The organism is Streptomyces milbemycinicus, assembly GCF_002154605.1.
Lineage (GTDB): Bacteria > Actinomycetota > Actinomycetes > Streptomycetales > Streptomycetaceae > Streptomyces > Streptomyces milbemycinicus.
Genome location: NZ_MUNE01000948.1, coordinates 1 through 6716 on the forward strand (window position 1 = coordinate 1; position 6716 = coordinate 6716).

General features: G+C 74.2%; 6 protein-coding genes. 2 read left to right on the top strand and 4 right to left on the bottom strand.

Annotation, left to right across the window (positions count from 1 at the left end):
- The 3 genes from CCN51_RS49365 to CCN51_RS49375 all read right to left on the bottom strand — a co-directional run.
- Positions 1–713, bottom strand: a 713-nt coding sequence (locus CCN51_RS49365) for an ATP-binding cassette domain-containing protein (protein WP_143676174.1), incomplete at its 3' end; no start/stop codon positions are given.
- Positions 714–842: 129 nt separating this feature from the next.
- Positions 843–1604, bottom strand: a complete 762-nt coding sequence (locus CCN51_RS49370; RefSeq protein WP_014175900.1) for an NUDIX hydrolase — start codon at positions 1602–1604, stop codon at positions 843–845.
- Positions 1605–1701: 97 nt separating this feature from the next.
- On the bottom strand, positions 1702–3051 hold the full coding sequence (locus CCN51_RS49375; RefSeq protein ID WP_014175901.1) for a DUF4192 domain-containing protein: 1350 nt from the start codon (positions 3049–3051) through the stop codon (positions 1702–1704).
- A 110-nt stretch (positions 3052–3161) separates the two neighbouring features.
- On the opposite strand from CCN51_RS49375, the gene CCN51_RS49380 reads away from it, so the two are divergent.
- Both CCN51_RS49380 and CCN51_RS49385 read left to right on the top strand, forming a co-directional pair.
- The gene (locus CCN51_RS49380) at positions 3162–5354 is read left to right on the top strand and encodes a RecQ family ATP-dependent DNA helicase (protein ID WP_014175902.1); all 2193 of its coding nucleotides are present in this window, start codon (positions 3162–3164) and stop codon (positions 5352–5354) included.
- A 218-nt stretch (positions 5355–5572) separates the two neighbouring features.
- Positions 5573–6196 (top strand): hypothetical protein, encoded by a 624-nt coding sequence (locus tag CCN51_RS49385; protein ID WP_014175903.1) that lies wholly within the window; start codon positions 5573–5575, stop codon positions 6194–6196.
- Positions 6197–6229: 33 nt separating this feature from the next.
- Here the strand turns inward: CCN51_RS49385 and CCN51_RS49390 are convergent.
- Positions 6230–6716: hypothetical protein (locus CCN51_RS49390; protein WP_425444808.1), on the bottom strand; the 487-nt coding region annotated here is incomplete at its 5' end.

Consider the following 6716-nt stretch of genomic DNA (forward strand, 5'->3'; position numbering starts at 1 on the left):
AGCACGGCGGCCAGCCGCCCGGCCAGCGGCGAGAGCACGGCGACGCGGGGGCGCAGCCGGGTACGCGCGAACTCGTCGACCGGCTGGTCCGCGATCAGTCGGCCGCCGTCCAGGGTGAGGACCTGATCGGCGAGGCGGGTGACGCTCTCCGGGTCCTGTTCGGTGACGAGTACGGCACCGCCCTGCCCGGCGAACTGCCGCAGCAGGCCGTGCATCCAGACGGTCTCTCGGGCGGACAGACCGCGCGTGGGGGCGTCGAGGACGAGGGTGTGCGGGTCTCCGAGGAGAGCCGTGGCGAGGCCGAGGCGGCGCTCCATTCCGGCCGCCAGGTCGCCGATGCGCTCATCGGCCAGTTCGGTGAGGCCGACCACGTCCAGCACCACGTCCGCGCGGGCGGCGGGCACCCCGACGGCGGCTCCGAGCATCCTGAGGTGGCCGCGTGCGGTGCGGCCGGGGTGGCCGGGGACATCGTCCAGAAGGACCCCGATCTCCCGGGCCGGGCGCCGGATGCGGTGGAGCGGGCGGCCCCGGAAGAAGGCGGCGCCATGGCCCCGGTCGAGCTGGAGCAGAAGCCTCAGCGCGCTGGTCTTGCCCGCGCCGGGGGCGCCGAACAAGGCGGTCACGCGGCCCGGTGGAGCCTCGAAGGTGAGATCGTCGACGGCGGGCCGATGGTTACGGCGGGGGGTGCTGGTCAGCCCGGTGGCCTGGATCATGGCTTCTCCCGCGGGGCGTGGAACCGCTCGTGGCACGTGGGGACTGGTGACGTACCGGAGCACGGTAACCCGCTATGTCCTATTTCGTCGGCACCTACACCCCCTGTCGAGTCGTCGTGTCATGGGCCGTCACACCTCGGGACGAAGCATGGGCGGGTTGAGCAGCGTCGCACCCCCGGCCCGGAACAGCTGTGCGGGACGGCCACCCTGACGGGTCGTCGTACCGCCCGTGGGCACCAGGAATCCGGGCGTCCCGGTGACCTTCCGATGGAAGTTGCGCGGGTCGAGGGCCACTCCCCACACCGCCTCGTACACCCTGCGCAGCTCGCCGACCGTGAACTCCTGGGGGCAGAAAGCGGTGGCCAGCGAGGAGTACTCGATCTTGGAGCGGGCGCGCTCCACGCCGTCCGCGAGGATGCGGGCGTGGTCGAAGGCGAGCGGGGCGGCCTGCTCCGCGTCGCGGCTGAAGGTCCCGTCCTGGTCGAGCAGGGATTCGACCGGCGCCCAGCGCACGCTGTGCGCATCGCCTCCGGGCCGCGGCGCGGGGAGGTCCGGTGCGAGGGCGAGGTGGGCGACGCTCACCACCCGCATCCTGGGGTCGCGCTTGGGGTCTCCGTAGGTGGCGAGTTGTTCGAGATGGGCGGCGTTGGGAGGAGCCGGGACCGCTGGGTCGTGGGCGAGCAGCCCGGTCTCCTCGGCCAGTTCCCTGGCGGCCGCCGCGGTCAGGTCCTCGTCGGCCCGCACGAAACCGCCCGGCAGAGCCCAGCGCCCCTGGAAGGGCGGCTCGCCACGGCGGACGGCCAGCGCGCACAGCGCGTGCCGCCGGACCGTCAGTACGACCAGATCCACGGTGACGGCGAACGGCGGGAAGGCCGCTGGATCGTAGGGCATGTGGCGATCATAGTCGTCTTCCTGACGATAATCAGTCCCTTCAGAATGATCGTCGATGCTGCTGGAAGCGCTCCCGCCACGGCGACCTCGCCCGGGCTCAGTGGCGGCTGCGGGCCCCCCGCTGGCCGGGCCTGCGCCGCACCCGCATCCGCCCCGCCGGACGCGGCCCGGCCGCCTGCGCACCCGGGCTCTTGGCCCGGACACCGCGCGGCCGCCCGGGCCCGGCGGACCCCGACGACCCGCCGGACGCTCCGTCGGACGCCGTGGCCGCAGCGGCGCCAAGGCGCTCCAACTCCCCGCGCACCGCGGTCTGCAGGGCCCTGTCGACCCGCTCCTGGCGCAGCGAGCGGCGCAGCAGCTCCGGATCGAGCCCTTCGTTGCACGCCTGGTGCAGCAGCCTGGCGAACAGGTAATGGGGGTCGACGCACAGCGCGCGGCCGAGCGCGACGCGCGCCGCCGGCTCGTCCCCGAGCGACCAGGCGACCCAGCCCGCGAGGGTGAGCGGTGCCGCGGCGTGCTCTCCGTACGATCCGACGCAGCGGCGGGCCAGGGCACGCCACAGCCGCAGCGCCGCTTCCGCCTCCGGCCCTTCCATCCACTGCGCGGCCCGGTCGCGCGCCAGCCGGTCCTGCAGCCCGATGATGACCGCGGCCGCTTCCTCGTCGCCGATCAGCCCGTCGTCGCGGACGTCGGCCGCGACCGAGTCGGCGATCGGCGGTGCGGCGCGGAGCCGGGTCAGCATGCCTCCGACGAGGACGAGTGTCTCCTCGCGCACCGTCGCGCAGTCCGTGCCGCCCAGGATCCTGGGCACGAGCTCACTGCCCGCCGCGTCCAGCGCCCGCTCCTGCTCCTCGGCCCGGGGCGGGGCGAGCGGCGCGAGCCTGGCCTCCATCTCGCGCAGCGACCCGCGCACATGGATGCCCGCGTAGGTCGCCGCAGCCGCCATCACGGAGGTGCCGGGCAGGGTGAGCGGGACGCCTTCCGGCGGGCAGCAGCGCCGGTCGGGGCAGACATACGACCAGAACCGGCCGTCGGAGATGCACAGCGCTTCGAAGACCGGCACCTCCAGCCCGCCGCACGCGGTGCGCAGCCGCTGGGCGAGCGGCCGCAGGCGCTCCATCACGTCCTGCCCCGACTCGCCCTCGGCCGGCTCCTGGCACAGGAACAGCACCGTCCCGTCGGGCCGGCCCGCCCGCCGCTCGCTGCCCGTTACCAGGCACTCGGCGAGCTGGTCGCAGACCTCCGGCCACTCCTCGCTCGTCCGGGGAATGCCGAGCCTGAGGCGACCGCCGAAGCGGCCGCGTGGCCCGTGCAGTGCGATCATCACGATGCTGTCGTCCGGGTGGAACCCGAGGACGTAGGGCAGGGCGTCGGCGAGCTCGGCCGGGCTGCGGAGCGTGATCTGGTCATCGCCGGACAGGCCGGCCGCTTCGTTGTGTCGAGTCATGACCCGACGGTCTCCCAGCCGGGCCCGGCCCGCCAGGCCTGTGGATAACGTTATCCACAGGCCGGGGGCCTGGTTCGCGCGATGACGGTGGGATCGGGTTGCATGGGGGCATGAGCGACGAAGACCTGCGCATCGCGGCTGACCGCGTCCTGGCCCGCCTCGTCGGGGATCCCTCCGGCTCCGCCCGCCTGCGGGAGGACCAGTGGCGGGCGATCGAGGCGCTGGTCTCCCACCGCCGCCGGGCGCTGGTCGTGCAGCGCACGGGATGGGGCAAGTCCGCGGTGTATTTCGTCGCCACCTCCCTGCTGCGCGAGCGCGGCAGCGGCCCGACGGTGATCGTCTCCCCGCTGCTGGCGCTGATGCGCAACCAGGTCGAGGCCGCCTCGCGGGCCGGCATCCGCGCGCGCACGATCAATTCCGCCAACACCGAGGAGTGGGACACCATCCAGGCCGAGGTGGCCGCCGGTGAGGTGGATGTGCTGCTCGTCAGCCCCGAGCGGCTGAACAATCCCGACTTCCGGGATCAGGTGCTGCCCAAGCTCGCCGCGGCCACCGGCCTGCTGGTCGTCGACGAGGCACACTGCATCTCCGACTGGGGCCATGACTTCCGCCCCGACTACCGCAGGCTGCGCACCATGCTCGCCGACCTGCCGCCGGGCGTGCCCGTGCTGGCCACGACCGCGACTGCCAACGCGCGGGTGACCGCGGACGTCGCCGACCAGCTGGGCACGGGCGGGCCGCCGGCGGCGGACGGCTCCGGCGCGGACGGCTCGAGGGCGCTGGTGCTGCGCGGGCCGCTGGACCGGGAGAGCCTGAGCCTGGGTGTGCTGCGGCTGCCGGACGCGGCACACCGGCTGGCCTGGCTCGCCGACCATCTCCCCGAGCTCCCGGGCTCGGGGATCATTTACACCCTCACGGTCGCCGCGGCCGAGGAGGTGACCGCGTTCCTGCGGCAGCGCGGCCATACCGTCGCCTCCTACACCGGCAAGACGGAGAACGCCGACCGTCAGCAGGCCGAGGAGGATCTGCTGGGAAACCGGGTCAAGGCCCTGGTGGCCACCTCCGCGCTGGGGATGGGCTTCGACAAGCCGGATCTGGGCTTTGTGGTGCACCTGGGCTCGCCCTCCTCCCCCATCGCCTACTACCAGCAGGTCGGGCGGGCCGGGCGTGGCGTGGAGCACGCCGAGGTGCTGCTGCTGCCGGGCCGTGAGGACGAGGCCATCTGGCGTTATTTCGCCTCGCTCGCCTTCCCCTCCGAGGAGCAGGTGCGCCGCACGCTCGAGGTGCTGGTGGCGGCGGACCGGCCGGTGTCCCTGCCCGCGCTCGAGCCGCAGGTCGACCTGCGCCGCTCGCGCCTGGAGATCATGCTCAAGGTGCTGGACGTGGATGGCGCGGTCCGTCGGGTGCGCGGTGGCTGGACCGCGACGGGGCAGCCCTGGGCGTACGACGCGGAGCGCTACGCATGGGTGGCGCGGCAGCGGGAGTCCGAGCAGCAGGCGATGCGGGACTACGCCTCGGCGCCCGGCTGCCGTATGGAGTTCCTGCGGCGACAGCTGGACGACGAGGCGGCGGCGCCGTGCGGGCGCTGCGACAACTGTGCCGAGGCCCGGTTCACCGCCGAGGTGTCCGCGGCGTCACTGGAGGTGGCGCGTGGCGAGTTGGGGCGCCCCGGCGTCGAGGTGGAGCCGCGCCGTATGTGGCCGACCGGACTGCCCGCGGTCGGCGTCGAGCTCAAGGGCCGTATCCCGGCGGGTGAGCAGGCGGCCCCCGGGCGGGCGCTCGGCCGCCTCTCCGACATCGGCTGGGGAAACCGGCTGCGGCCGCTGCTCGCCCCGCAAAACCCGGACGAGCCGGTTCCGGACGATGTGGCCGACGCCGTGGTGACGGTGCTCGCCGACTGGGCCAAGGGGCCCGGCGGCTGGGCTTCGGGGGCGCCGGACGCTCCGGCCCGTCCGGTCGGCGTGGTCACGGTGGCCTCGCGCACCCGGCCGCGGCTGATCCAGACCCTGGGCGAGCGGATCGCCTCCGTCGGCCGGATGCCCCTGCTCGGTGCGGTCTCCTACCTCGATGCCGGGGCCGACACCCGAGTGCCGCGCACCAACAGCGCCCAGCGGCTGCGGGCGCTGCACGGCGCGCTGACGGTGCCGCCCGCACTGGCCGAGGCGCTCGGGCAGGCCTCGGGGCCGGTGCTCCTCGTCGACGATCTGGCGGACACCGGCTGGACGCTGGCGGTGGCCGCCCGGCTGCTCCGCCGGGCCGGGGCGGAGGCGGTCTTTCCGCTGGTCCTCGCGGTGCAGGGATGACCGCAGCCGCAGGTGAGGGCGGCTCGCGGAATATTGGCGGCGGACCGACCCAAATCGGTCGGGTGTGCCAATTGCTCGTTGCCGCGCGCCAGTACGACCGCAAGAATTGAAGCAGTTCCCTGCTTCCGGGCCACCTGTGGTGCGCCGGAGCCGTGTCGTGGTGTGCGCCCATGCCCGACCGTCGCACGGACCGTGGGCGCGCAGACGAAGGGAGGACCGTGACCTTCGGCTTCGCTCCGTCGCCGGCCACCGATCACGTTTCCGGGCTGGGCCGGCTGCTCGAGCCCGCAGAGTGGGCCGCCGCCGGCATTCCGCTGCTGCGCAATCCGCGTGAGGTCGTCACCGGCCTGCACAGCCGCCATCTGCCCACACCCTCGACGGCCGTGGTCGCGGTCCTCGATCCGGAGGAGCGGCTGGCGGCCAGCGCCTCGTTCACCCGGCGCCGCTCCTGGGCCGCCGACGGCTGGGAGTTCCGAAACGCGCTGCTGGCCCAGCTCCGCCGGGTCATTCCGCACGATCTGCGGCGCCGCACACCGGTCCGTACCGCCGTGCTGCTCTACTGCCGGGACGGCGAGAGCCAGTGGACGGAGGAGGACGGCGCCTGGATGTGGGGCCTGCGCGATGCCTGCACCCTGCACGGGCTGCGCTGCGGCGCCTACATCACGCTGACCCGGGCGGGCTGGCAGGTGCTGGGCGAAGGGCGGGGCGGCCGTCGGCCGCACTCCGCCTCCCGCCACAGCGGCCTCGGCTTCGGCACCACCACCGCCGACAGCGTCACGGCGGCGGTACCACACCCCCACGGTGAAGCGCGCGAGGCGCTGCGCCGCTCCGCAGCCGTGTGAGCGGCCGCGCGGTCCGACGCCCGCGGTGCGCGATCAGACGCCCGCGGTCATGAAGGTGTTGATCCGCTCGGAGTCGCCGCAGACGATCAGCAGCGTTCCGGCCCGGCGCATCGCCTCGGGCAGTGCGCCGGCGACGGTGTCGTCGCCTCCCCCGTTGACCGCGACGACCACGACCGGGCGGGCCGTGACGCGACGGGCAGCGGTGGCGGCGTAGAAGACATCGTCACCGGCGTCCTGCTGCGCCCAGTAGGACGCCTCGCCGAAGGACAGCTCATGCGCCGCCCACGGATGCTGTTCCCCGGTGGTCAGCACCAGGATTTCGCCGGGCGCCCGGCCGGAGTCCAGCAGCAGGTCGACGGCCTCGTCCGCCGCGTCCAGGGCCCCCTCCGGCGAGGCGGGGATCAGCTGGAGCTGCGGACCGGCAGGCTTCGCGGAAGAGACGGGCGGCGCGGGCTTGACCGCACCGGCGGGCGGACCGGGCCTGGCCACGTCACCAGCGGTGCGCTGGGCCGGGGCCGGG